20 protein-coding genes are annotated in these 23,744 nt (G+C 61.4%); 5 read left to right on the top strand and 15 right to left on the bottom strand.

Features of this window, described 5'->3' with window-relative positions:
• Nucleotides 1-34: 34 nt before the first annotated feature.
• From CLM72_RS14075 to CLM72_RS14065, 3 genes are all read right to left on the bottom strand, one after another.
• Nucleotides 35-1,705 (bottom strand): ATP-binding protein, encoded by a 1,671-nt coding sequence (locus tag CLM72_RS14075; RefSeq protein WP_105226863.1) that lies wholly within the window; start codon nt 1,703-1,705, stop codon nt 35-37.
• The gene (locus CLM72_RS14070; protein WP_105226862.1) at nt 1,705-3,204 is read right to left on the bottom strand and encodes an ATPase domain-containing protein; all 1,500 of its coding nucleotides are present in this window, start codon (nt 3,202-3,204) and stop codon (nt 1,705-1,707) included. The genes CLM72_RS14075 and CLM72_RS14070 overlap by 1 nt, the downstream gene beginning before the upstream one ends.
• A 157-nt stretch (nt 3,205-3,361) precedes the next feature.
• Nucleotides 3,362-4,420, bottom strand: coding sequence for a tetratricopeptide repeat protein (locus CLM72_RS14065; RefSeq protein WP_096144636.1), 1,059 nt, complete (start codon nt 4,418-4,420; stop codon nt 3,362-3,364).
• A 422-nt stretch (nt 4,421-4,842) separates the two neighbouring features.
• On the opposite strand from CLM72_RS14065, the gene CLM72_RS14060 reads away from it, so the two are divergent.
• The 5 genes from CLM72_RS14060 to CLM72_RS14040 are packed head-to-tail and all read left to right on the top strand — an operon-like array spanning nt 4,843 to nt 10,400.
• Entirely contained in the window at nt 4,843-6,492 is a 1,650-nt protein-coding gene (locus CLM72_RS14060; RefSeq protein WP_105226861.1) for an AMP-binding protein, read from the top strand.
• A gap of 21 nt (nt 6,493-6,513) precedes the next feature.
• A complete protein-coding gene (locus CLM72_RS14055) occupies nt 6,514-7,281 on the top strand; it encodes an SDR family NAD(P)-dependent oxidoreductase (protein ID WP_054896513.1) in 768 nt (255 codons plus the stop codon).
• 12 nt (nt 7,282-7,293) lie between these two features.
• Complete coding sequence (locus tag CLM72_RS14050) at nt 7,294-8,478, top strand: acetyl-CoA C-acyltransferase (RefSeq protein ID WP_014718476.1); 1,185 nt, start codon at nt 7,294-7,296, stop codon at nt 8,476-8,478.
• 9 nt (nt 8,479-8,487) lie between these two features.
• Nucleotides 8,488-9,615, top strand: coding sequence for an acyl-CoA dehydrogenase (locus tag CLM72_RS14045; RefSeq protein ID WP_105226860.1), 1,128 nt, complete (start codon nt 8,488-8,490; stop codon nt 9,613-9,615).
• An 11-nt stretch (nt 9,616-9,626) separates the two neighbouring features.
• The gene (locus CLM72_RS14040; RefSeq protein WP_054896511.1) at nt 9,627-10,400 is read left to right on the top strand and encodes an enoyl-CoA hydratase; all 774 of its coding nucleotides are present in this window, start codon (nt 9,627-9,629) and stop codon (nt 10,398-10,400) included.
• Between the two features lie 129 nt (nt 10,401-10,529).
• Here the strand turns inward: CLM72_RS14040 and CLM72_RS14035 are convergent, their stop codons facing one another.
• The 12 genes from CLM72_RS14035 to arnC all read right to left on the bottom strand — a co-directional run bounded on the left by CLM72_RS14035 (nt 10,530) and on the right by arnC (nt 23,619).
• A complete protein-coding gene (locus tag CLM72_RS14035; RefSeq protein WP_034127451.1) occupies nt 10,530-11,681 on the bottom strand; it encodes an acyl-CoA dehydrogenase family protein in 1,152 nt (383 codons plus the stop codon).
• A 3-nt stretch (nt 11,682-11,684) separates the two neighbouring features.
• Entirely contained in the window at nt 11,685-12,788 is a 1,104-nt protein-coding gene (locus CLM72_RS14030) for an enoyl-CoA hydratase/isomerase family protein (protein ID WP_105226859.1), read from the bottom strand.
• Between the two features lie 130 nt (nt 12,789-12,918).
• Nucleotides 12,919-13,629 (bottom strand): HPP family protein, encoded by a 711-nt coding sequence (locus CLM72_RS14025; RefSeq protein WP_105226858.1) that lies wholly within the window; start codon nt 13,627-13,629, stop codon nt 12,919-12,921.
• Between the two features lie 166 nt (nt 13,630-13,795).
• Nucleotides 13,796-13,984, bottom strand: a complete 189-nt coding sequence (locus CLM72_RS28765) for a type VI secretion system contractile sheath small subunit (protein WP_256595417.1) — start codon at nt 13,982-13,984, stop codon at nt 13,796-13,798.
• Between the two features lie 320 nt (nt 13,985-14,304).
• Nucleotides 14,305-15,927, bottom strand: coding sequence for a glycosyltransferase family 39 protein (locus tag CLM72_RS14020; protein WP_105226857.1), 1,623 nt, complete (start codon nt 15,925-15,927; stop codon nt 14,305-14,307).
• Nucleotides 15,928-17,310 carry a UDP-glucose/GDP-mannose dehydrogenase family protein gene (locus tag CLM72_RS14015; RefSeq protein WP_105226856.1) on the bottom strand — a complete coding sequence of 461 codons (1,383 nt, stop codon included), beginning with the start codon at nt 17,308-17,310 and terminating at the stop codon, nt 15,928-15,930.
• A complete protein-coding gene (gene arnF / locus CLM72_RS14010) occupies nt 17,307-17,720 on the bottom strand; it encodes a 4-amino-4-deoxy-L-arabinose-phosphoundecaprenol flippase subunit ArnF (RefSeq protein WP_105226855.1) in 414 nt (137 codons plus the stop codon). The genes CLM72_RS14015 and arnF overlap by 4 nt, the downstream gene beginning before the upstream one ends.
• On the bottom strand, nt 17,717-18,064 hold the full coding sequence (arnE, locus tag CLM72_RS14005; RefSeq protein ID WP_105226854.1) for a 4-amino-4-deoxy-L-arabinose-phosphoundecaprenol flippase subunit ArnE: 348 nt from the start codon (nt 18,062-18,064) through the stop codon (nt 17,717-17,719). The genes arnF and arnE overlap by 4 nt, the downstream gene beginning before the upstream one ends.
• Nucleotides 18,061-19,716: a lipid IV(A) 4-amino-4-deoxy-L-arabinosyltransferase gene (gene arnT / locus CLM72_RS14000; RefSeq protein ID WP_105226853.1), complete on the bottom strand. Its 1,656-nt coding sequence runs from the start codon at nt 19,714-19,716 to the stop codon at nt 18,061-18,063. Before arnT ends, arnE begins: the two co-directional genes overlap by 4 nt.
• Nucleotides 19,713-20,597 carry a 4-deoxy-4-formamido-L-arabinose-phosphoundecaprenol deformylase gene (arnD, locus tag CLM72_RS13995; RefSeq protein ID WP_105226852.1) on the bottom strand — a complete coding sequence of 295 codons (885 nt, stop codon included), beginning with the start codon at nt 20,595-20,597 and terminating at the stop codon, nt 19,713-19,715. The genes arnT and arnD overlap by 4 nt, the downstream gene beginning before the upstream one ends.
• Nucleotides 20,597-22,588 carry a bifunctional UDP-4-amino-4-deoxy-L-arabinose formyltransferase/UDP-glucuronic acid oxidase ArnA gene (gene arnA, locus CLM72_RS13990; protein WP_105226851.1) on the bottom strand — a complete coding sequence of 664 codons (1,992 nt, stop codon included), beginning with the start codon at nt 22,586-22,588 and terminating at the stop codon, nt 20,597-20,599. The genes arnD and arnA overlap by 1 nt, the downstream gene beginning before the upstream one ends.
• Entirely contained in the window at nt 22,585-23,619 is a 1,035-nt protein-coding gene (gene arnC / locus CLM72_RS13985; protein ID WP_105226850.1) for an undecaprenyl-phosphate 4-deoxy-4-formamido-L-arabinose transferase, read from the bottom strand. Before arnC ends, arnA begins: the two co-directional genes overlap by 4 nt.
• Nucleotides 23,620-23,744: the final 125 nt, after the last annotated feature.

Below are 23,744 nucleotides of genomic sequence, written 5' to 3'. Positions count from 1 at the left end.
CGACGTTTTCCTTTTATCAGGTGGCGTGACCGCCCTAGGCCCTGATCATTTCTCGGACCTTGGCGGTCAACAAATCGAAGGTAAACGGCTTGGTGATCAACTGCATGCCAGGATCCAGGAACCCCCCTCGCACGGCGGCGTGCTCGGCATAGCCGGTGATGAACAATACCTTGAGTTGAGGACGAATCTGCCGGCCGATTTCCGCCAGTTGCCGGCCGTTCATACCGGGTAAGCCGACATCGCTGATCATCAGGTCGATGCGCTGTTCGGATTCAATGATCGGTACCGCCGTATTCGCGTCCCCAGCCTCGATAAACCCATACCCCAGTTCTTTGAGCACAGCGCTGACCAGCACCCGAACCGCGGGGTCATCCTCGACAATCAACACCGTTTCCCCAGCATTGGCAAACGGCAGCAGTGTCGGGTTGAGCGGCGCTTGTGCCTGGGGCTCACCAATGAAACGCGGCAGAAACAGGCTGACCGTCGTGCCTTGGTTGACTTCGCTGTGGATGGTTACATGCCCATGAGACTGGCGAGCGAAGCCGTAGATCATCGACAACCCAAGACCGGTGCCTTGGCCGATGGGTTTGGTGGTAAAAAACGGATCGAACACGCGGCCCATCAGGTGTTGCGGTATGCCGCAACCGTTGTCGCTGACACTCAGCTCTACGTAGTCGCCCGGGGTCAAGGTGCCGTAGGCGGCGGTAAAGACACTGTCGAGGTGGCGATTGGTGGTCTCCACGGTCAGCGTGCCACCCGCGGGCATGGCGTCGCGCGCGTTGATCACCAGGTTGAGCAAGGCGCTTTCAAGCTGGTTCGGGTCGGCTTCGGCGGTCCACAGGGCATCGCTCAGACGCATGTCCAGGCTGATGCTTTCGTTGATGCTGCGTTGCAGCAACTCGCCCATGGCTGCCACCAGTTGATTGATCTGCACGGGCTTGGAGTCAAGCGATTGTCGGCGTGAAAACGCCAGCAACCGGTGTGTGAGGCTGGCCGCGCGATTGGCAGAGGTCACACCCAGGTCGATCAGGCTGTCCAAATCATCCAGTTTGCCTCGGGATACCCGCCTGCGCAGCAGTTCCAGGCTGCCGATAATGCCCGTGAGCATATTGTTGAAGTCATGGGCGATACCGCCGGTCAACTGGCCGACGGCTTCCATTTTCTGCGACTGGCGCAAGGCCTCTTCGTTGTGGCGCAGTTGAGCCGTGCGTTCTTCCACTTGCTGCTCGAGCGTTTCCAGAATGCGCTGCAGCCGCAGTTCACTCTCGCTCAAGTCAATCAACCGGTCCCGTGCTTCGTATTGGCGACGCCGACCGCGCAGCGCGGCGCTCACCAGGCTGATCAGGGTAATGGGGTGGAAAGGTCGCTCCAGAAACGTCACGTTGCCCAGCAAGCCACTGAGTCGGGTGGAGCCGTTCTGCTCTTTGCCGCCATGGTGGGTCATCAGTACGATCGGCAGGTCGGACCACGCCGGCTGCTGGTGCAGTTGCTCGAGCAGTGGTTCAAGGTCTACGCCACGCAGCGCCTCGGCGGCAATGATGAGCAGGCCGGCGCCTTGCGCCAGTTCTTCGCACACTTGCCCCAGGTTGCTGGCGACGATGCCGCTGTAGCCGGCTTCGTTAAGCATCATCAGCGCCAATGAACCATCGCGGCCCATGGGCGCCAGCACGATGGCGCGTTCGGAGACGGGGGACAAGGCCGGCACTAGCCCTCATCCTTGAGCAGAGGGGAGCCGGCGCCCATATAGGTTGGAATGCCACGCAGCACACCCTGAAAGTTATCCAGGGGAACACCCACGGTCATGCCACGGCTGCCGATGCGATATTCGCGGATAGTCGACTCATGGGAGCCAGTCCTTTTCTTGATGATCGAAATGGCCCGGCGAACTTTGCCCAGAGCCTCGAAATAACGCAGCAGGATCACGGTGTCAGCCAGGTAGGTGATGTCGACCGGCGTCTGCATGTCGCCCACCAGGCCGTGCTGGGCCACCGTCATGAAGGTCGCGGCACCGCGGCGGTTGAGGTACAGCAACAGCTCATGCATATGCAGGATCAACGCGTTTTCTTCAGGCATGGCGGCCTGGTAGCCGTTGATACTGTCGATGACCACCGTCTTGATGCCGCGCTCATCCACGCAGCGACGAACCCGATGCGAAAATTCGCCGGGGGAGAGTTCAGCGGCATCTACCTGTTCGATCAGCAGGTTGCCGGTGTCCCGTAGCGCGGCAAGATCAATGCCCATGTTTTTCATGCGCTCGAACAGCAGGCCCAGTTCTTCATCGAAGATAAACAGCGCAGCCTTTTCGCCTCGCGCCACGGCGGCGGCGGCGAAGATCATCGAGATCAGCGACTTGCCGGTACCCGCCGGGCCGAGAATCAGGCTGCTGGAGCCGGTCTCGATACCACCGCCGAGCAAAGAGTCCAACTCCTCGATGCCACTGCTCAAGGTTTGACGGTTATAACCACCGCGATGCTCGGCCGCTACAAGGCGCGGGAACACGTGAATGCCGTCGCCCATGATGGTGAAATCATGAAAGCCGCCACGGTATTTCTGGCCACGGTATTTCACTACGCGGATACGCCGACGCTCGGCACCGTAGGTGGGGGTCAGTTCTTCCAGGCGAATCACGCCGTGGGCCACGCTGTGCACGGTTTTATCCAGGGTCTCGGTGGTCAGGTCGTCCAGCAGCAATACGGTGGCGTCATAGCGTACGAAGTAGTGCTTGATCGCGAGGATCTGCCGGCGATAGCGCAAGGAGCTTTGCGCCAGAAGGCGGATCTCAGACAGGCTGTCGACCACCACGCGGGTTGGCTTGACCCGTTCTACCACTTCAAAGATCTGGCGGGTGGCTTCACCCAGCTCGAGGTCGGAGGAGTACAGCAGACTTTGCTGGTGATCGGCGTTGAGCAGGCTTTCCGGTGGGGTCAGCTCGAAGATATGAATATGCTCATCCAGGTCCCAGCCGTGGGATTTGGCACCCTGGCGCAGTTCGTGCTCGGTTTCGGACAGGGTGATATATAAGCAACGTTCGCCGTTCTGCGCACCGGCCCGCAGAAAATGCAGGGCCACGGTGGTTTTACCGGTGCCGGGTTCGCCTTCGAGCAAAAACACGTGGCTTCGCGATAGCCCCCCGGCAAGAATGTCATCAAGACCTTCAATACCGGTGGCCGCCTTTTCACTCAACAGCTGTTTGGATGTACTCAAGAAGTGCCCTCAGGTCACGTACAAGTAGAGGGGCACGCCAATTGGGACGCGCCATATTCACTTGACCGTAGTGGCCACTGGCGGTTCAACGTTTTGAATGATTTGTACGAAGAGAGGGCGTTTTTACAAGTTTTTGCAGTGCTGAACTGATCGCAGATCAGAGGCCCTGCTGTAGCGCCGGATCATCCGGGTTCTGTTGCTCCAGTTGAGCGAGCAGCACCTGGACGTTCTGCAACTGGCCGGTCTCTTTCCAGTAGTTGACCAGCAGCACGCGGGCTTTGCGGTTGGCGGGGTGACGCTGGACGATTTCTTCCAACTGGCGCTGGGCTGCCTCTACTTCGTCCTGGGCGTGCAGGGTCGTGGCCAGGTCGTAGCGATAATCCGGGTTGTCCGGCGCAAGCTCCACCGCTTTGGACAGGCCTAGGAGGGCGTAGGGGCGCTCGCCATGGTGCAGCAGCCACATGCCCAGAGCATGTTGCAGGTAGGCCGACTCGGGGTGCGCAGCCAATTGTCGGGCCAGCAGTTGACGCGACTCGTCAGTCTTTCCTTGTTTGTCCAGCAGTTCGATTTGCGATACCACCGCTTGCAGGTTGTCCGGCTGCAAGCGCATTGCCTGCTCCAAGGCGTTTTGCGCCTCCGGCAGCAGGGCGCTGTGGATGTATAGGCGCGCCAATTGAATCCAGCCTTCAGCCGTTTCGGGCTGGGCCTTCAGCGTGGTCACGAATTCGTCGAGCACCTGCTGCAGGGGGCCAAAGTACAAACCCAGGGTATCGGGCGACAGGCCAAGCAAGGCGTTGGCGGCGGCAAAGCGCACCGATTGTTCCGGATCGTCCAGCACCGGGCCGAGCAGTAAGGTACGTTGGCCGGTTGGCACTAGGCCGACGATGCTGTGAATCGCGGCTTCGCGCACCAGCGCCGACTCATTGGCCAGGTCTTTGTCGGCCAGTTTCAGCGCCTGGGGGCTGGGGTAATTGGGCAGCTCCGCATGCAAGGCGGCGCGGCGTTCGGGCGACAGGTCCGGCCGGCCCAGCTGTTGGTACAACACACGTGCGGCGCCAGGCTCGCCGTTATGCGCCTGCTTCAAGGCCTTGGAATAGCCATGGGCGATGGCCGGGGCGACGGCCACTGCCGGGGTACGGGAGAAAAACCAGGTGATCAGTACGATCAGCAACAGGGCGCACAGGCCGATGATGGAGTAACGGCGTGACTTTGACATGCAGGCGTCCGAAAGCTTGGGCAGCTAAAAGTGGACAGCTTCGGCCAGCGCAAGGCGAGTGTCAAACCGGTGGTTGAGTGACTGAGGTGGTAACTGACACACCGCCTTCGCGGGCAAGCCCGCTCCTACAGAGATTTGCGCTTGGCGCTGATTCCGTGGGCGATAGATAACCCCTGTGGGAGCTGGCTTGCCTGCGAAAGCGGTGATGCCGTAACAGGTGTGGTAACTGACACGCCGTCTTCGCAGGCAAAGCTCCCACAGAAAAGCGAAAAAGCCCCCCGTGTTTCACTACGGACTGGCCAAACCAGTCAGCCAAGTTGAAGGCTTTGACCATTGCCGCTGCGCCGCTCTGGAGCGACTATTTCAGCGGTTTATCGAGTTGTAAACGTCCTGAAAATAAAAACACAGAAGGATAGGAAGCGATGCGTGAGTATTTGGCTGCCACCACCGAGTTTGATTACCAGCATACCGTCGACGCCGCACTGGCCGGCAATCTGCAGGCGCTCAATGCCTGTGTGGAATGCTGTGACCGTCACGCGCTGCCGGGGCGCATCGCGTTGTTCTGGGAGGGCAAGGACGGGCGCAGCGCCACCTCTACCTTTACCGAACTGCAGGAGCAGGCCGCACGTTTCGCCAACTTCCTGCTGGCCCAGGGCATCAAGCGCGGTGACAAAGTGGCGGGCCTGTTGCCCCGCACTGCCGAATTGTTGGTGGTCGTGCTGGCGACGTGGCGCATCGGCGCGGTCTATCAGCCGCTGTTTACCGCGTTCGGCCCCAAGGCGATTGAACATCGCTTGAACAGCTCTGGCGCAGCGCTGGTGGTCACCGATGCGGTGAACCGCCCCAAGCTGGGCGAAGTCGCCGGCTGCCCGACCATCGTCACAGTCGCCGGGGCCAAAGGCGAAGGTATCGTGCGGGGCGACTACAGCTTCTGGGCCGAACTGCCCAATTACTCTTCTCACTGCGAGCCGGTGCTGCTGGGCGCAGAGGAGCCGTTCCTGCTGATGTTCACCTCCGGCACCACCGGCCCGTCCAAGGCGCTGTCGGTACCGCTCAAGGCCATCGTCGCGTTCCAGGGCTATATGCGCGACGCCGTGGACTTGCGTCCCGAGGACGCGTTCTGGAACGTTGCCGACCCTGGCTGGGCCTATGGCATCTATTTCGGCGTGACCGGGCCGTTGTCCATGGGGCACCCGATCACCTTCTACGATGGCCCGTTCACCCTGGAAAGCACCTGCCGGGTCATCAATAAATACGCGATCACCAACCTGACCGGTTCGCCCACGGCGTATCGGCTGTTGATTGCCGGTGGCGAACAGTTCGCCCGTTCAATCAAGGGCAAGCTGCGCATCGTCAGCAGCGCAGGCGAGCCATTGAACCCGGAGGTGATCCGTTGGTTCGCCGACAACCTGGGCGTGACCATCCACGACCATTACGGCCAGACCGAGCTAGGCATGGTGCTGTGCAATCACCATGGTTTGGCGCATCCGGTGCATGTCGGCTCGGCGGGTTTTGCCTCGCCAGGGCATCGCATCGTGGTGCTGGATGACAACCATCAGGAGCTGCCGGCCGGCCACCCCGGCATCCTTGCCATCGACCGCGAGCAATCGCCTATGTGCTGGTTTGCCGGGTACGACGGCGTGAAAACCAAGGCGTTCGTCGGCAAGTACTACCTCAGCGGCGACACCGTGGAGCTGAACCCGGACGGCAGCATCAGCTTTGTCGGGAGCAGTGACGACGTGATCACTACATCCGGCTACCGCGTGGGCCCTTTCGATGTGGAAAGCGCGTTGGTGGAACACCCTGCGGTGGTCGAGGCTGCCGTGGTCGGCAAGCCTTGCCCGGAGCGCACCGAGCTGGTCAAAGCCTTTGTGGTGATCAATGAGCAATACCGTGCCACCCCGGAGCTGGCTGAAGAGTTGCGCCTGCATGTGCGTCAGCGCCTGGCCGCCCATGCGTACCCGCGGGAAATCGAATTTGTCAGCGACTTGCCCAAGACCCCGAGCGGCAAGCTGCAACGCTTTATTTTGCGCAATCAGGAAATAGCCAAGGCCCAGGCGGCCGTGGCGTGATCCCTTTAAAAGGAAACAACGATGCAGATTGAAAACAAGGTATTCCTGGTCAGCGGCGGCGCGTCGGGCCTCGGCGCGGCCACGGCTGAAATGCTGGTCGCCGCAGGTGCCAAGGTGATGCTGGTGGACTTGAACGCTGACGCTGTGGCCGCCAAGGCCGAGCAACTGGGCGACAACGCCCGCAGTGCCGTAGCAGACATCAGCCAGGAAGCCGCTGCAGAAGCGGCGGTGAAGGCAGCGGTCGAGGCCTTTGGTGGCTTGCATGGCCTGGTCAACTGCGCGGGTGTGGTGCGTGGCGAGAAGATCCTCGGCAAGAATGGCCCGCACGGCCTGGCAAGCTTCGCCCAGGTGATCAACGTCAACCTGGTCGGCAGCTTCAACCTGTTGCGCCTGGCCGCTGCGGCTATCGCTGAAACCGAGGCGAATGCCGACGGCGAGCGCGGCGTTATCATCAATACCGCCTCGGTGGCGGCATTCGATGGGCAGATCGGCCAGGCTGCGTACGCCGCCTCCAAGGGCGCGATCGCCAGCCTCACCTTGCCTGCCGCACGGGAACTGGCGCGCTTTGGTATCCGGGTGATGACCATTGCACCGGGCATTTTCGAAACCCCGATGATGGCCGGCATGACCGACGAAGTCCGCAACTCCCTGGCTGCCGGCGTGCCGTTCCCGCCACGCCTGGGCAAGCCCGCCGAATATGCCGCGCTGGTACGCCACATCATTGAAAACAGCATGCTCAATGGCGAGGTGATCCGTCTCGACGGTGCCTTGCGCATGGCCGCCAAATAAGGAGCAATTGCCATGAACGACCCTATTGTTATTGTCAGCGCCGTGCGCACGCCCATGGGCGGTTTCCAGGGCGACCTCAAAAGCCTGACCGCACCGCAGCTGGGCGCAGCCGCCATTCGTGCGGCGGTCGAGCGGGCCGGTATCGCCACCGATGCCGTCGACGAAGTGCTGTTTGGCTGTGTGCTGCCCGCCGGGCTTGGACAGGCGCCTGCCCGCCAGGCTGCCCTGGGCGCCGGGTTGGACAAGGGCACGCGCTGCACCACCCTCAACAAAATGTGCGGTTCCGGCATGGAAGCGACGATTCTGGCCCACGATTCGCTGCGCGCTGGCAGTGTCGATGTGGTGATCGCTGGCGGCATGGAAAGCATGTCCAACGCCCCGTACCTGCTGGATCGTGCGCGCAGCGGCTACCGCATGGGCCACGGCAAGGTGCTGGACCATATGTTCCTCGACGGCCTCGAAGATGCCTACGACAAGGGGCGCCTGATGGGCACCTTTGCCGAGGACTGCGCCGAGCACAATGGTTTTACCCGGGAAGCCCAGGACGCGTTTGCCATCGCTTCCCTGACCCGCGCACAAGAGGCCATCACCCACGGCAGCTTTGCCAGTGAAATCGTCCCGGTGCAGGTCACCGTGGGTAAAGAACAAAAAACCATTCTGCACGATGAGCAACCGCCGAAAGCCAGGCTGGACAAGATTGCCAGCCTGAAACCGGCGTTCCGTGACGGCGGTACAGTGACAGCAGCCAACTCCAGCTCGATCTCCGATGGCGCCGCGGCGTTGTTGCTGATGCGTGAATCCGAGGCGCTCAAGCGTGGCCTCAAGCCGTTGGCAGTGATCCACGGGCACGCAGCGTTTGCTGATGAGCCTGGGCTGTTTCCGGTGGCACCGGTGGGGGCAATTCGCAAACTGATGAGCAAGACCGGCTGGAGCCTCGACGAGGTGGACCTGTTCGAAATCAACGAGGCCTTCGCCGTAGTCAGCCTGGTGACCATGAGCAAGCTGGAGATTCCCCACGACAAGGTCAACGTGCATGGTGGTGCCTGTGCATTGGGCCACCCCATTGGTGCCTCCGGCGCACGCATCCTGGTGACCTTGCTCGCGGCCCTGCGCCAGAAGGGCCTCAAGCGTGGCGTCGCCGCTATCTGCATTGGCGGCGGTGAAGCCACCGCCATGGCCGTTGAATGCCTGTATTGAGGATGACCTATGTTGCCCAATGACGAACAACTGCAGATCAGCGACGCCGCCCGGCAATTTGCCCAGGAGCGTTTGAAACCCTTCGCCGCCGAGTGGGACCGCGAGCATCGTTTTCCCAAGGAGGCCATTGGGGAAATGGCCGAACTGGGCTTTTTCGGCATGCTGGTCCCGGAACAGTGGGGCGGTTGCGACACCGGCTACCTGGCCTACGCCATGGCCCTGGAAGAAATCGCCGCGGGCGACGGTGCCTGCTCCACGATCATGAGCGTGCACAACTCGGTGGGTTGCGTACCGATCCTCAAGTTTGGCAATGACCAGCAGAAAGAGCAGTTCCTCACGCCCCTGGCCAGCGGCGCCATGCTCGGTGCCTTCGCGCTGACCGAACCCCAGGCCGGCTCCGACGCCAGCAGCCTGAAAACCCGTGCGCGCCATGAAGGCGACCACTATGTACTCAACGGCTGCAAACAGTTCATCACCTCCGGGCAAAACGCCGGGATCGTGATTGTGTTCGCGGTCACCGACCCCGCCGCGGGCAAGCGTGGGATCAGCGCGTTTATCGTGCCCACCGATTCGCCCGGTTATACCGTGGCACGAGTAGAAGACAAGCTGGGGCAGCATGCCTCGGACACTTGCCAGATCCTGTTTGAAGACGTGAAAGTACCGGTGGCCAACCGTCTGGGCGAGGAGGGCGAGGGCTACAAAATCGCCTTGGCCAACCTGGAAGGTGGCCGCGTGGGCATCGCCTCCCAGTCGGTGGGCATGGCCCGTGCCGCCTTCGAAGCGGCCCGCGACTATGCCCGTGAGCGTGAAAGCTTTGGCAAGCCGTTGATCGAACACCAGGCTGTGGCCTTTCGCCTGGCCGACATGGCCACCCAGATCGCCGTCGCCCGGCAGATGGTGCATTACGCCGCCGCCCTGCGTGACAGTGGCAAGCCGGCGCTGGTGGAAGCGTCCATGGCCAAGCTGTTTGCGTCCGAAATGGCCGAGAAAGTCTGCTCGGCCGCCTTGCAAACCTTGGGCGGTTACGGTTACCTGAACGACTTCCCCCTGGAGCGGATCTACCGCGATGTGCGGGTCTGCCAGATTTACGAAGGCACCAGCGATATTCAACGCATGGTCATCTCACGCAATCTTTAAGGAGCCGATACATGAGTTACGAAACCATCCTGCTTGACGTCCAGGGCCGTGTCGGGCTGATCACGCTCAACCGTCCCAGCGCACTGAACGCCTTGAATGCACAACTGGTCAGTGAGCTGAACCAGGCGCTGGACAGTTTGGAAGCCAACCCTGAAATTGGCTGCATCGTGCTGACCGGCTCGAAAAAAGCCTTCGCGGCCGGTGCCGACATCAAGGAAATGGCCGAGCTGACCTACCCGCAGATCTATATGGACGACTTGTTCAGCGACAGCGATCGCGTGGCCAATCGCCGCAAGCCGATCATCGCCGCCGTGAATGGCTTCGCCCTGGGCGGTGGCTGCGAACTGGCCCTGATGTGTGACTTTATCCTTGCCGGCGACACCGCCAAATTCGGTCAGCCGGAAATCAATCTGGGCGTGCTGCCGGGCATGGGCGGCACCCAGCGCCTGACCCGTGCAGTGGGCAAGGCCAAGGCCATGGAAATGTGCCTGACCGGGCGTTTTATTGACGCGGTAGAGGCCGAGCGCTGCGGGATTGTCGCGCGTATTGTGCCCGCCGATGAATTGCTGGAAGAAGCGCTGAAAGTGGCCGCCCTGATCGCGGGTAAATCCGTACCGATCAGCATGATGGTCAAGGAAAGCGTGAACCGTGCGTTTGAAGTCAGCCTGTCCGAAGGCGTGCGCTTTGAGCGCCGTGTGTTTCATGCGGCGTTCGCGACCCAGGATCAGAAGGAAGGCATGGCCGCATTCGTGGCCAAGCGGGCGCCGGAATTCAAGGATAAGTAACCCCTGCCAAACCCCGCATAGCAAAGGTGGGAGCTGGCTTGCCTGCGATGGCATCGCCTCGGTTAGCTGATGGACCGAGGTGTCTGCATCGCAGGCAAGCCAGCTCCCACAGGGTTTTGTGTCTGTCCGTTAGAGCTGGTAGTTTTTCAACTCCCTGGCAATCACCATCCGCTGAATCTCGCTGGTGCCTTCATAAATCTGCGTGATCCGTGCATCCCGGTAGTAACGCTCCACCGGGTAATCCTCCAGATACCCATACCCACCATGGATCTGCATCGCCTTGGAGCAGACCCGCTCGGCCATTTCCGAGGCGAACAGCTTGGCCTGGGAGGCTTCGGACAAGCACGGTTTGCCGGCAGTGCGCAGGCGTGCGGCGTGGAGGATCAGCAGGCGCGCAGCGTTGAGCTGGGTTTGCATGTCGGCCAGCAGGTTGGCCACGCTCTGGTGTTCGATGATTGCCTTGTCGAACTGCACCCGATCACGGGCGTAGGCCAGCGCGGCTTCAAACGCGGCGCGGGCGATGCCCAGGGCCTGGGCGGCGATACCAATGCGGCCGCCTTCCAGGTTGGAGAGGGCGATGGCCAGCCCCTTGCCGCGCTCACCCAACAGATTGGCTTCGGGAACCTTGCATTGGTTGAGGGTGACGGCGCAGGTGTCTGACGCACGAATGCCCATCTTGTGCTCGGTGCGGTCGACCACGAAACCTGGGGTATCGGTGGGCACCAGGAACGCCGAAATACCTTTCTTGCCCAGGTCCGGATCGGTCACGGCGAACACGATGGCCAACTTGGCCCGCTTGCCGTTGCTGACAAACTGCTTGGCGCCATTGATGACCCATTGGCCATCACGCAACTCGGCACGGGTGCGCAGGTTATGGGCTTCGGAACCGGCCTGGGGCTCGGTCAGGCAGAAGCAGCCGATGGCTTGGCCGCTGGCGAGCTCAGCCAGCCAGGTGTGTTTCTGTTCGGTTGTGCCGTAGTTGAGAATAGGCCCGCAACCCACTGAATTATGGATGCTCATCAACGCGCCCGTCGCAGCGTCACCGGCGGATATTTCCTCCACGGCCAGGGCGTAGGCGACGTAATCGACATAGGTGCCACCCCATTCTTCCGGGACAACCATGCCTAGCAGGCCCAGCTCGCCCATCTTCGCCACCAGGGCGTCGTCGATCCAGCCGGCTTTTTCCCAGGCTTGGGCATGGGGGGCGATTTCGCCTCGGGCAAAATCCCGCGCCATGTCGCGGATCATCACTTGTTCTTCAGTGTATTCAAGATCTTGCATGGCTTATTTCCCAATCTGCACGAAGTCGCGGAAGAAGCTGTCCACATGGCTGGCATCCAACGCATGGAGGGTGGGCGGGTTCCACTTCGGAGTCTTGTCCTTGTCGATGATCAAGGCGCGAACCCCTTCGATCAGGTCGCCGCGCTCGAACCATTGGCGATCCAGATGCAGTTCGAGGACAAAGCACTGTTCCAGTGGCAAGTGGCGGCCACGGCGCAGCATCTCCAGGGTCACGGCCATGGCCAGGGGCGAGCGGGTCTGCATGAGGTTGGCGGTGGTCAGCGCCCAGTCATGGCTATCGGCCACGGTGACTTGTTGCAGCTGCTCGACGATGCTGGGCACGTCTGGCAACCCGAAAAAGTGGTCAATGGCCGGGCGCAAGGCCGCCAAGGGGGCGTCGGGCAATTGCTGCACGGCGAGCTTGGCGAGTGCGCCTTGCAGGTCCTTGAGCGGCGAGTCATGCCATTGCAGGCCGTCGAGTTTCTGATCCAGCTCAACCAACTTGGCGCTGTCGATGTACCAGTCTGCCAACCCGCAGTACAAGGCATCGGCCGCACGGATCTGCACGCCAGTCACCCCAAGGTAAGTACCCAGCTCACCCGGGATGCGTGAGAGGAAATAGCTGCCGCCAACATCCGGGAAGTAGCCGATGGCCACTTCCGGCATCGCCAGGCGGCTGCGTTCGGTGACTACACGCAGGTCCGCGCCTTGCACCAGGCCCATGCCACCGCCGAGGACGAAACCGTCCATCAACGCCAGTACGGGTTTGCGGTAGTGGTGAATGGCCAGGTCGAGGGCATATTCCTCGACGAAGAAGTCCTGGTGCAGGGTGTCGCCTTGCTTGAAGCTGTCGTACAGCGAGCGGATGTCGCCGCCGGCGCAAAAGGCTTTCTCACCGGCGCCGCGCAGTACCACGGCGTAGACCTCGGCGTCGTCGGCCCAGGCCTGCAAATGCGCGGTTAACTGGCGGACCATGTCCAGGGTGATGGCGTTCAAGCCAGCGGGACGATTGAGGGTGAGGTGGCCGATATGGTTGCGCACGCTTGCCAGGACAGCGTCCTGCTGGACCTCGGCGCGGCTTGCTTGGGATGAAACCTGAGCAGTCATCTCTAACTCCCTGCTTTTATTGTCTTTATCAAGATGTTCGCGGGTGAACTCTCTCGTGATCGTACCAGTGCAAATTTGCCCAGTACAACCCGGAATCCTGCAGGTGGTTGTTGCATTTATGCAGTGCCGGTCAAACCCGCCGGCTGGCCAGTACCTCACCGATACTGCGACGTCGGGCATGGCCCTCGGCGGCGTGGATCAGTTGCTCCAACTCTGTCGGTTCGACATCGTAGAACTGCTCCATCTCGGCCAACGCGAGCTTGAGGTCGGCTGCCGTGATGCTCGGCTCGCTCACGGCATTGGCAGTGCCCAGGATAACCGGGGCAGGCTCGGCAAGGCCCTTGGGATAACGCGTGCGCGTGGCATTGTTATAGGCCAGCGCGCAGGCGAGCAGGGCGCCGGCGCCGAGCATCACCGGCGCAAGCTCGTACCAGCCGAGGCCGACCGATGCCGGATCGGCCAGCACCAGGGTCATGGCCAGGCCGCCGGCCGGTGGGTGCAGGCAGCGCAGCCAGCAAATGAGGATCACGGTCATGCCCGCCGCCAGGCACGCGCTGCCCAAGGTGCGCCCCAGGACGCGGGCGACCAGCAACGCGACGACGCCTGCACACAGGTAACTGCCCATGATTGACCAGGGTTGGGCCAGCGCCCCCGACGACACGGCAAACAACAGTACGGCCGATGCGCCAAGAGGGCCGAGCAGGTGCAGGGCCACCTCCATGCCGAACACCTGGGCACAGGCCCAGACACTGAGCATCGTGCCCAGGGCCATGCCGATGGCTGCACGGCTCCATTCGGCGGGACGGGTGTTGATTGCAGCGGGTAACCAGCGAGCGAGCATTGAAAGACGGTCCATAAACAGCGGGCGAAAAAAAAGGCCTGCCTGGTTTCCCGGAACAGCCCTTTGAAGGTTCCAACATTTGGGGGAAGGAACCTGTGCAGTGTGCAGTGCTTGATAACGCGGCGCCAATGCATATTAATGAGGGTTAAATGCAAAATAAATGCAGCTAAAAGGCCTCGCCGTAGGTAATCGGCCCGGAGTCTGCGGGTGTAGCCGGATTGATCTTGCCCAGCACGCGACTATGGTTTTCTTCATTGAACAGACGCGCTTGCAGGTCTTCGCGCAGCCTTGGATCGTCGGCCAGCGGCCCCTTCAACGCCACCAGTGCGTCACGCAACGCCATCAAGCGATCCAGCCTGGGTAAAGGGATGGTTAACAGGTTTTCTCGCACGGCATTGTCCTCTCGATGAAGTAAGCCATCGCGCGCGGGCAGCCTACAACGTCCTTGTTGTCATGAAGTGCCCTGGCCCAAGCGTTTCAGGGCAGTCCTGGCGGTCGGGTGGTAGATAGTAAGTGCACGTGGCAGCGAGTCTACAGTTGGGCTCCGAGCACCGGAAGGGAAAGTGCACCAGCCATTACGCAAACAAATGTAGGTGTTTTCTTGGTACCTATGATGAAAGTCGCCCACTCGTGGAGGAGTGGGCGTGCTTTCTTACAGTGCAGCGGGCAAAGCACTCAAGGCGTCGTGGCTTTTGCCAAGTGCAGCAACACATACGGATTTTTGTCGAACGCTGCGGTGAGCGTCGGCGTGATTGAGCGCAGGCGCGGATCGTCCAGTGCCTGGAAGTCAGCCTGGCTCATGACCAACCATGCCGGTGCCTGGACCGGTTTCAATTCGGCAGGCAATTGGGTAAATAGCGGCACCTTGTCGCAATCGAAGTTGACCATGAACTTGATAGCTTTCGCGTCTTTGCCCAGTGCATGCAACACCAGCGGCGCCGGTTGCTGCTGAACGTGCGCCTTGACGGCAAGGCTGAAGGTGCGGGTGTCGTACACCTGACGTTCCAGGGGTTCAACCACCATGATGTAGGTGGTCCAGAGGGCGAGCACGGCGGCCAAGGCGGGGCCGTAGGTGCGCAGCCGCGAGCGGAGCAATGCCAGCAGGGCCAGCACCTGTAGCGTGCCAAGCACGACGAAGATCAGCTCAAGGTCGGCCAGTGGTTCCGGGTAGCGCCGCCGCGCCACCATCAAGCCAATGGCCAACAGCGTTGGCAACAGCGTCCAGATGCCCAGCATCAAGGCGCGTAGCCACGCAAACAGTCGCCCTTGCGTGACCGCGAAGGGGTACGCGGCAATGATCGCGGCCATCGGCAGCATCGGCAGGATATAGCGCGCTTTCTTGGCTTGGGGGACCGACAGGCCCAGCATCACCAGCACAGCCGCTGCCGCGCAATAGAGCACCAGCTTCAAGGCCGGGGCCGGCGCGCGTCGACCGTTCATCAGCACCGCCAGCAGCACTAACAATGCCAGTGGATAGGCCAGGGCGTAGTTGCCCAGGGAACTGGTGAAGTAATACAGAACGCCGCCCGAGCCTTCGCTGCCATCCATTCGCCCCAGGAACTGCATGCGAATCACGTCATGCATGAAGCCTTCGCCGCCGCTGAGCTTGGCCAGCAGCAGCAACAGACCGACGCACGCCACCAGCAGCGCCAGTGCCAGCAGGCCGAAGCTGAACAGCTGGCGCCACTGGCGGTTGATCAGGTAGTAGCTGCACAACACGCCCGTAGGGATCACCAGGCCGATCGGGCCACGAATGGCAAACCCCAGCAGCAACAGCAAAAACACCCAATGCAGGCGCTTGGCGGCGGCGAAATGATCATGGGCGTAGCCCAGGTAGAACATCGCCAACGTCACGGCGGCGAGCATCTGGTCAAGGGAGACCGCCCGAGTTTCGCTGATGAACGTACTGCTGAGCAGCAGCATCGCAATACTCAGCAGGCCCCAACGTGGCGAGTAGGGCGCGGTGAGGCGGTAGACCAGCACCACGATCAGCGCTGATGCGACCGCCGTGGGCAGCCACGCCGTCAGGCTGGTGACCTGGCCCAGGGGCAACGACAGCAGCCACGTCAGCAGGGTCGATGTCGCCAGGTAATCGGCATACGGCTGACCATAGGTGGTGGGAAAGAAACTCGGGCCATGGCGCAGCATTTCCTGGGCAAACAGCACAAAGCGCGAATCAAAGCCGATGATCGCCTGGTGCCAATTGCCGACGATAAACAGCAGCAGCGCCAAGAGCCCAAGCCCCAGGGACTGGCGGCGGATCGTTGCACGCTGCCCGGACGGTAAGGCGATGTTCACTTAGCAAGCGTCCTTGACCTGTTCCACCCAGTTTTGCTGGGGGATCGGTAACTCGCAGGAGTCGCCGCGGCCGATGGGGAAGTACTTGAAGCCTTTGCGCGTCAGGCGCTCGCCGTCGTACAGGTTACGGCCGTCGAAGATCACCGGGGTTTTCAGGCGCAGGTGAATCAGGTCAAAGTCCGGCGCCTTGAATTGCTGCCATTCGGTGCACACGATCAACGCATCGGCGCCGCCCAAGGTCGATTCCGGGGTGCCCATCAGCATCAGGCGCGGGTCATCGCCGTAGATCCGCTGGGTTTCCTGCATGGCTTCGGGGTCGAAGGCGCGCACATTGGCCCCGGCAGCCCACAGGGCTTCCATCAGCACGCGGCTGGGGGCGTCACGCATGTCATCGGTGTTGGGCTTGAAGGCCAGGCCCCACAAAGCAAACGTCTTGCCCTTGAGGTTGCCCTGGAAGAACGCGTTGATGCGCTCGAACAGCTTGCTCTTCTGGCGCTGGTTGATGGCTTCCACGGCTTCGAGCAGGTCGCTGGAGCAGTTGGCCTGCTTGGCGCTGTGGATCAGGGCGCGCATGTCTTTGGGGAAGCACGAGCCGCCATAACCGCAGCCAGGGTAGATAAAGTGGTAGCCGATGCGTGAGTCGGCACCGATGCCCAGGCGCACCGACTCAATGTCGGCACCCAGGTGTTCAGCCAACTCGGCGATCTGGTTGATGAAGCTGATCTTGGTGGCCAGCATGCAGTTGGCGGCGTACTTGGTCAGTTCGGCGCTGCGCAGGTCCATGAAGATGATGCGGTCGTGGTTGCGGTTGAAGGGCGCGTACAGGTCGCGCATCACGTCGCGCACCTCTTCACGCTCGCAGCCGATGATGATCCGGTCCGGGCGGCGGCAGTCGGCAACGGCGGAGCCTTCCTTGAGGAATTCCGGGTTGGAGACGATATCGAACTGCAATTCACGGCCGGCGGCGCGCAGGTTATTGAGGATGTGGTCGCGCAATGTGTCGCCAGTGCCGACCGGTACAGTGGATTTTTCCACCAGGATCACCGGCGCCACGCGATGGCGGGCGACCGCATCACCCACCGACAGCACGTATTTCAGATCGGCCGAACCGTCTTCATCCGACGGCGTGCCCACGGCAATGAACAGCACTTCACCGTGCTCGACGGCGAGCTTTTCGTCGTGGGTAAAGTGCAGGCGCCCACTTTCCAGGTTGTCCTTGACCATGGCTGCCAGGCCCGGCTCGAAGATGGTCACATGGCCCTTCTGCAGCGACTCGACCTTGCGCTTGTCAACGTCCATGCAAATGACATCGTGACCGACTTCGGCTAATACAGTGGCCTGAACCAGACCAACGTAACCACTACCAAATACACTGATTTTCATGGGGTATTCCTGGGACTTGAGGTGCTAGCACGACGAGAGTTGATAACCAGTACGCCGAGGATGACCAAGGCCACCCCCAGGGTTTTTGAAAGCGAAAAATCTTCGTTGAACACCGGCAGGCTGGCGGCCAGCAAATACACCAACGCGTAGCTGATACTGAGCAGCGAATAGGCGCGGCCCAGGGGTAAGTGCTTCAGTGCGCCGAGCCAGCACAGCATCGACAGCGCATAGGCGATGATCGCCAGCATCACCACGCCCAGGGCGCCCAGGTCGATGCTGTTATCCGTGAAGGCAGCCAGCCATTGGGTGGGAAGCGGCAGGCGCGTCATGCTCCAGCGCATGCCCAGTTGGGCACCACTTACCAGGCCGACACTGCCCAAGGCCAGGGCGAAACCCCGTACGCGGCTCATACCTGACGCCCCAGCAAGACCACGCCGGCAATCACCAGCCCCACACCCAGCCAGTGACGGCCATCAATGGGTTCGTGAAACACAAAGCGCGCCATCAGCGTGACCAGCACAAAATTCAGGCTGAGCATGGGGTAGGCAATGCCGACTTCCAGGCGCTGCAACACCAGCAGCCACACCAGCAAGCCCAGGCCCAGGCACACCAGCGCCGACCACAACCACGGCGAGCGCAGTTTCGGTGCCCAGCCGTCCGGCACGCCGCGCCAGCTTTCCACGGCGAATTTTTGCGAGACCTGGCCCATGCAGGTCAGCAGGCAGGCCGTGAGCAGTAGCAGCAGGGTGATCATGGCGCGACCTGCGGGAAAATCAGGATCACGATCTTGCCTTGCGCATAACGCTTGCCGTCAGTGGGCAGCAGTGCGAGTTCTTCTTTTTCGCCGGTGCTATTGACGCGCATCACCACGCCCACCGCGCCGGTACGACGGGTTTCGGCCATCCACGCCTGGATGCGGTTACGGTCGACCAGACGCGGGGCCGTATCCTCGTAAGCCAGGCCGTACTTGACCTCACCGGAGGTGTTGTACAGCGTGATATCGGGACGTTTGAGGCGCCAGGACAGCGCCGAGGCGGCGCCCAGGTCGTTGCTCAGCAGGGCAACGCTGGGTTGCAATTCATCGATGTGATCAATGATGAATTGGTCCGGGGTCTTGTTGTAAACCACCGAATGGGGCAACGCCGCAGGCACCAGCAGCACCAGTAATCCACTGCCGATCAGCGGCGCGGCCCACAATGCCAAAGGGCGCGCCGCTTGCAGCAGATTGACCACAATCCAACCGAACAAAAAGATGAACACCAGCACCAGGCTGAGGGTTTCCTCACCCGGTTCGTATACCGGCTTCTTCAACTGGAACCAGCTGAGGGCCAGCAAGACCAGCACGCCGATCACCAGGTTCAACCAGCCATTGATGCGCAGCACACGGCCGTGGCCTTGAGCCAGTTTGTCGCTCAGGGCCGAGCCCATCAGCAAGGCCAGGGGGAGCATGCACGGCATGATGTAGGAGGGCAGCTTGCCTTTGGCCAGGCTGAAAAAGGCCAGGGGCATCAACAGCCACAGCAGCAGGAACGCGGTTTTCGGCACGCGACGTTGTAGCCAGGCCTGCTTGAACGCGGACGGCAACAGCGCAACCCACGGCAGCGCGAACGCGACCAGCAGCGGCAAGTAATACCAGAAAGGTTCGGCGTGCTGGGCGTCTTCACCGGCAAAGCGTTGGATGTGCTCGTGCCAGAAAAAGAAATGCCAGTAGTCCGGCTCTTGCAAGTGCACGGCCAAGGCCCACGGCACGCTGACAGCAATCGCCACCACCACGGCAACAGGGCCAAATTTGCACAACTCGCCAAAACGTTTTTGCCAGACGGCGTAGGGCAGGGCGACCAGCACCGGCAGCAACCAGGCCAGGAAGCCCTTGGTCATGAAGCCCATGCCGCACGCCAGGCCCAGCAAGGCCCAGGACCACAAGCGCGCACGCCGCGTGGTGCTGTCGAAACAGAACCACAAGGCCACGCCTGTCAGGTTGACCCAGAAGGTGAACTGCGGGTCCAGGTTGGCATAGCCGCCCAGCGCGGCCACGCTGACGAAGCTCATGTAGAGCAGCGTGCTGACCAGGCTTTTTTGCGGGTCGTTCCACAACCGGCGAGAGACCAGATACACCAGCAGAATGCTCAAACCGGTGCTCAATGCCGAGGCAAACCGCACGCCGAACAGGTTCTGCCCGAAGATCGCCTGGCCCAGCGCGATCATCCAATAGCCTGCGGCGGGCTTTTCGAAGTAGCGAATACCCATGAAGTGCGGCGCGGCCCACTTGCCGGTCAGCAGCATTTCCTGGCTGATTTGCGCATAGCGGGTTTCATCTGGAATCCACAGGCCATGGGTGGCCAACGGCAGCAGGTAGAACACGGCAAACGCCAGCAGGAGCAGGGGCAAAGCCCAGCGGCGGATCATGCCTGCTGCACTCCCAGCCAACCCTCGCGGCCGCTCAATGCGCCGCGCACCAACTGTTGCTGGGGCAGGGTGGTCACATCCGTGGGCAACAGCTCGCCCAAGGGTTTGAAATCAATGCCGCGCTGCCCGGCCTGGGCGAGCAACTGGCGAAAATCATTGGCCATCAGAATCCCTTCTACTTCCGCGTGGATCGTATAGACATTCAGCTTCGACGCGCTGAAGCGCTCGAGAATGAAGCGGTTGAAATCATTGGCAGCCACCACCGGCCCGACGACTTCGTCGAAGGTCGGCAGGTCTACCGGAATTTGTGGGGTGCCCGCGCTGCCATCGGCCAGGGTTGGTCGAAACAGGCTGGTGCCCCGGCAATCGCTGTTGTAGCGAAAGTTGAAGCCTTGCTTGGCTTGCACCACACGCTCATCGGCACGCCAGCCGGCGGCCGCTGAACAGTCGATGCGCTCGCCGAGGATGTCGCTCAAGGTGTCTACGCCGCGTCGAATCTGCTCGACCAGTTGTGCCTCGCTCCAACGCCCGGTGTTGGCCTGCCAGCCATGGTGGTCCCAGGCGTGCAGGCCGACTTCATGCCCGGCCGCCTTGGCCTGGCGCATCAAATGCCCCAGGTCTCGGCCAATCGGCTTGCCTGGCCAGGCAGTGCCGGCCAACAAGATGTCCCAGCCATACAGGCCGGCAGCGTTGGAGCGCAGCATCTTCCACAGGAACTGCGGGCGGATCAGGCGCCACAAGTGACGCCCCATGTTGTCCGGCCCGACACTGAAGAAGAACGTCGCTTTGACCCCGGCTTCGGCCAGGGAGTCGAGCAACCGTGGCACACCTTCACGGGTGCCGCGGTAGGTGTCGACGTCGATGCGAAGACCTGCCTGCATTACTTTTTATCCGCAATTTCAAGCATGGCTTCACGCAAGAAGAAATCCAGCGTGTTGCCGATGGTTTCGCTCATCTGCACGCTCGGCTCCCAGTTCAGCAGGCGCTTGGCGTTTTCGATGCTCGGCTTGCGGTGCGCCACGTCTTGGTAGCCTGTGCCGTAGAACGCCTTGCTCTCGACGTCGCGGAAACCGGCGAACGGCGGGAAGTTGTGGCGCAGTGGGTGAGCCTCGAACTGACGCAGCAGTTCTTCGCCCAGCTGGCGAATGCTGGCTTCGTTTTCGGGGTTGCCGATGTTGATGATCTGGCCGTCGCAGACGCCATTGTCGTTATCAATGATGCGTGCCAGGGCTTCGATGCCGTCGGCAATGTCGGTGAAGCAACGCTTCTGCTCACCACCGTCGAACAGACGGATCGGCGTGCCTTCCACCAGGTTCAGGATCAGTTGGGTAATGGCGCGGGAGCTGCCGATACGCGCCGAGTCCAGACGGTCCAGGCGTGGGCCCATCCAGTTGAATGGACGGAACAGGGTGAACTTCAGGCCCTTGTCGCCGTAGGCCCAGATCACGCGGTCCAGCAGTTGCTTGGAGACGGAGTAGATCCAGCGTTGCTTGTTGACCGGGCCCACTACCAGGTTGGAGGTGTCTTCGTCGAAATACTGGTCTTGGCACATGCCATAGACTTCGGAGGTCGACGGGAAAATCACGCGCTTGTTGTACTTGACGCAGTAGCGCACCAGCTTGAGGTTTTCTTCGAAGTCCAGTTCGAATACGCGCAGCGGGTTACGGGTGTATTCGATCGGCGTGGCGATGGCCACCAGCGGCAGCACCACGTCGCATTTCTTGATGTGGTACTCGATCCACTCGGTGTGGATGCTGATGTCGCCTTCCACGTAATGGAAATTCGGGTGGCTGCGCAGGCGCTCGATGGCGTCGGAGCCGATGTCCAGGCCATAGACTTCGTAGCGATCGTCACGCAGCAGGCGCTCGGACAGGTGGTTACCGATAAAACCGTTCACGCCCAGGATCAGCACACGGGTACGGCGCGGCTTGCGACCCGACTCGGCGCCGCGTAGCACGGAGCCATCCACCAGGCCCAGTTCATCGGCCAGGGACGGGCCGGCCAGGTACAGGCCGTTTTCGTTGCGCTGGCCGAACTTGACCACCAGGGAATCTTCACCGCAAGCAATGCGCAGCGGGTTGACGCTGATTACACGGCCAGGCGCCAGACCTTCGTTGCCCTTGACCACGTCGGCTTGCCACACGATCAGCTTGTGCTCGCCCACGGCGCAGAAGGCGCCAGGGTACGGCTGGGTCACTGCACGCACCAGGTTGAACAGTTGCTCGGCAGGTTTTTTCCAGTCCAGCTTGCCATCGGCGGCGGTGCGACGACCGAAGTAGGTGGCTTTGCTCTCATCCTGGGCGGTTTCGCTCAGCTTGCCCTGGGCCAGCTGTGGCAGGGCATCACGCAGCAGCGCCGTGGCCGCATCACGCAGCTTGGCGTGCAGGCTCAGGCCGGTATCGGTGCGCTCGATGGTGACTTTCTGCTGGGCCAGGATGGCGCCGGCATCGGCACGCTTGACCATGCGATGCAGGGTCACACCGGTTTCGGTTTCGCCGTTGACCAGCACCCAGTTGGCCGGGGCGCGGCCACGGTACTTGGGCAGCAACGAGCCGTGCAGGTTGAACGCGCCTTTGCGGGCGGTGGCCAACAGCGGCTCGCTCAGCAGGTTGCGGTAGTAGAACGAGAAGATGTACTCCGGGTTCAGCTTGGCGATGCGTTCGATCCACAGCGGGTGGTTGGCGTCTTCCGGTGCATGTACCGGGATGCCATTGCGGGCGCATAGCTGGGCGACGGAGCCGTAGAAGTTGTTTTCCTTGGGGTCATCGGCATGGGTGAACACGGCGGCGATGTCGTAACCGGCGCTGAGCAGCGCTTCAATGCCTGCGCAGCCAATATCGTGGTAGGCGAATACAACAGCTTTTGAACTCATGACTGGACCTGATCCGAAGAAGAAGTAGAAGTATGGGAAGACACCAGGCCGTCGACCACGACGACTGGAGCCGGTGCTGCCGGTTGGTTGCGCAGCACTTTTTCAATAAAGAAGCGTGGGCGGGCGCGGACATCGCTGTACATGCGGCCCAGGTATTCGCCCAAAAGGCCCATGCCGATGAACTGGCCACCGGTGAACACAAACAACACCGCAAACAGCACGAACAGGCCATCACCGGCCCAGTCGGCGCCGAAGGCCAGGCGCATGATGATCAGGGCAAAGGCAAACAGCACGCCCAGCGCAGCCAGGCTGAAACCGACGATGGACAGCAGGCGCAAGGGCGTGGTGGTCATGCAGGTCAGCAGGTCGAACATCAGGCTGATCAGGCGCATGGCGCTGTATTTGGATTCGCCGTGCTCACGTTCGGCGTGGTGCACCAGGATTTCCGTGGTGTGGCGGGCGAAGCCGTTGGCCAGGATAGGAATGAACGTGCTGCGTTCACGGCAGGCGAGCATGGCGTCGACAATGGTGCGGCGGTAGGCGCGTAGCATGCAGCCGTAGTCGGTCATGGCTACGCCGGTAGAGCGCTGCACGGCGAGGTTGATCAAACGCGACGGCCAGCGGCGGAAGGCCGAGTCCTGGCGGTTATTACGCACGGTGGCGACCACGTCGTAGCCCAGGGCAGCTTGCTCGACCAGGCGCGGGATCTCTTCCGGCGGGTTCTGCAGATCGGCGTCAAGGGTGATCACCACTTCGCCACGGCACTGTTCAAAGCCGGCCATGATCGCCGCGTGCTGGCCGTAGTTGCGGTTAAGGATCACCGCTACCACATTGCTGCCGTCTTCCGCGGCGGCGTCTTCGAGCAATTGGGCCGAATTGTCGCGGCTACCGTCATCCACCAGGATGATTTCGTATTCGTAGGCCAGTTGCTTGCAGGCTGCCGTGGTGCGACGCAGCAACTCAGGCAGGCTTTCTTGTTCGTTGTAGACCGGGATAACGATCGACACGCAATGAATAGGGTAGGGTTTCAAAGATTCATGACCTCGGACTGGAGCAACTTGGAGCGCGAAAACGGCAGTGATTATTGGGCAAAACTACAGCCCGCAGACGACAACGCGGAGCTAAAGATAAAGTGTAATCAACAGGTTAGTCGATA

The sequence above is a fragment of the Pseudomonas sp. MYb193 genome, assembly GCF_002966775.1.
In the GTDB taxonomy this organism is placed as follows: domain Bacteria; phylum Pseudomonadota; class Gammaproteobacteria; order Pseudomonadales; family Pseudomonadaceae; genus Aquipseudomonas; species Aquipseudomonas paracarnis.
The sequence above is the reverse complement of the archived record's forward strand: the minus strand, read 5'-3'. Positions and strand labels throughout refer to the sequence as shown.

Coding starts and splice junctions, on each gene's coding strand:
- arnE (WP_105226854.1), bottom strand. CDS start 18,064: ATGATCACCCTGCTGCTACTGCTCACGGCCTGCCTGCTGACCTGCATG.
- CLM72_RS14055 (WP_054896513.1), top strand. CDS start 6,514: ATGCAGATTGAAAACAAGGTATTCCTGGTCAGCGGCGGCGCGTCGGGC.
- arnA (WP_105226851.1), bottom strand. CDS start 22,588: ATGAGTTCAAAAGCTGTTGTATTCGCCTACCACGATATTGGCTGCGCA.
- CLM72_RS14065 (WP_096144636.1), bottom strand. CDS start 4,420: ATGTCAAAGTCACGCCGTTACTCCATCATCGGCCTGTGCGCCCTGTTG.
- CLM72_RS14045 (WP_105226860.1), top strand. CDS start 8,488: ATGTTGCCCAATGACGAACAACTGCAGATCAGCGACGCCGCCCGGCAA.
- CLM72_RS14030 (WP_105226859.1), bottom strand. CDS start 12,788: ATGACTGCTCAGGTTTCATCCCAAGCAAGCCGCGCCGAGGTCCAGCAG.
- arnD (WP_105226852.1), bottom strand. CDS start 20,597: ATGCAGGCAGGTCTTCGCATCGACGTCGACACCTACCGCGGCACCCGT.
- CLM72_RS14050 (WP_014718476.1), top strand. CDS start 7,294: ATGAACGACCCTATTGTTATTGTCAGCGCCGTGCGCACGCCCATGGGC.
- CLM72_RS14040 (WP_054896511.1), top strand. CDS start 9,627: ATGAGTTACGAAACCATCCTGCTTGACGTCCAGGGCCGTGTCGGGCTG.
- CLM72_RS14060 (WP_105226861.1), top strand. CDS start 4,843: ATGCGTGAGTATTTGGCTGCCACCACCGAGTTTGATTACCAGCATACC.
- CLM72_RS14035 (WP_034127451.1), bottom strand. CDS start 11,681: ATGCAAGATCTTGAATACACTGAAGAACAAGTGATGATCCGCGACATG.
- arnF (WP_105226855.1), bottom strand. CDS start 17,720: ATGAGCCGCGTACGGGGTTTCGCCCTGGCCTTGGGCAGTGTCGGCCTG.
- arnT (WP_105226853.1), bottom strand. CDS start 19,716: ATGATCCGCCGCTGGGCTTTGCCCCTGCTCCTGCTGGCGTTTGCCGTG.
- CLM72_RS14015 (WP_105226856.1), bottom strand. CDS start 17,310: ATGAAAATCAGTGTATTTGGTAGTGGTTACGTTGGTCTGGTTCAGGCC.
- CLM72_RS14025 (WP_105226858.1), bottom strand. CDS start 13,629: ATGCTCGCTCGCTGGTTACCCGCTGCAATCAACACCCGTCCCGCCGAA.